The 1216-nt window shown below is 66.6% G+C and carries 2 pseudogenes; one reads left to right on the forward strand and one right to left on the reverse strand.

The annotated features are described in order from the left end of the window. Positions 1–385 (reverse strand): annotated as a pseudogene (locus EGJ34_RS21740) (primosomal protein N'); the annotation flags it as partial. 532 nt (positions 386–917) lie between these two features. Here EGJ34_RS21740 and EGJ34_RS21745 point away from each other — a divergent pair. After that, positions 918–1216 (forward strand): annotated as a pseudogene (locus tag EGJ34_RS21745) (hypothetical protein); the annotation flags it as partial.

Raw genomic sequence — 1216 nt, forward strand, 5'->3', positions numbered from 1 at the left:
GGCGCTGCGGTCGGGTGCCGGCGCGCTGGCGCGCCCGTTGCGCTTCGCCGTCGGCGGTCAGCTGCCAGCCCCAGCGATGAGTGTCGGGCACCGGCTCGCCGCGGCGCAGGGGGGCCGGCAGTGCCGTGCTCACCACCTCGCCCAGAGGGGCGTGGGTGTAGCGCGCCAGCCACTGCAGCGAACGCCACAGCTCGCCATCGAGCAGCGGCAACGCATCCAGCCACTCGCGGGCGTCGCGCAGGGGAGTGTCGGCATCGGCGCAACCCACGCCGGCGACCACCCCGACCAGTTCGCGCGAGCCAAACGGCACCCGCACCCGGCGGCCGATGCTGTCTGCCCCGGCGGTGGTACCGGAGGGCGGGGCATAGTCGAACAACCGGGGCATCGGCAGCGGCAGGGCAACCTGCACGGTCGGCGCGCCAGGCGCGGGGGCCGGGACGCTCTCCAGGGACAGGACAGGGGCCGCAGGTGTGGAAGACATCGGTCCAGTGTACCGGGCACGGCAACCCTGTTCAGGGCACCCCGCGGGTCATCGGCCGTGTCCTGCGAGACTAAACATCGCCTAAATATCGGCCGCTATTGGAGATTCAGTCTTATCCACATCTTCTGTGGATAAGCCTGTGCGCGAGCGCTGGAGCGTAGGAGTTTCCTGCGGCGGTTCTGCTGTGTGGGCCGGGTTGGTCAAAAAATCGCCACATATATAATGCTCATATAATCAATAACTTGGGTGTGAAACAAAGCTGACACACAACTGATGTCGCCTTCACCTTGCGTTTTTCCCCGGTTTTTGGTGGTGCTGTGCACAACCTGCGTCGGGAAGACGCAGGCTTGGCATTGCCGGTCTTCACATGCTGCCCGGATCAGCACGCCTGAGGTGAGGCGCAGTCGCTATCATTCCGGCTCATGATGGAGTTGCTATGACGGCTGCGAACGCCCCGATCTCTTCCAACGCAGCCGGTGCCCTTCCGGCTTTCCTGCGCGGAGTTGAACGCCGCGCCCTGGTGGTGGCTGAACTGCAGTGCGGCAACCCGACCGTTGCCGAACAGGCGCTGGTGGCGGTGATGCGGGCCTTCACCGGCATCGCCAGCGACGTGCCGATGGCGCAATGGCCTGACCGCTTCTGGATTCTGCTGGCACACCGCCATCCGATTCGCGTGCCGGCCGAAGGCGGCCACTGGGAGCCGGCGCTGGCGCACCTGCCCAGCCTGTCGGCACC

This window comes from Stenotrophomonas sp. 278, assembly GCF_003935715.1.
Taxonomy (GTDB): domain Bacteria; phylum Pseudomonadota; class Gammaproteobacteria; order Xanthomonadales; family Xanthomonadaceae; genus Stenotrophomonas; species Stenotrophomonas maltophilia_AH.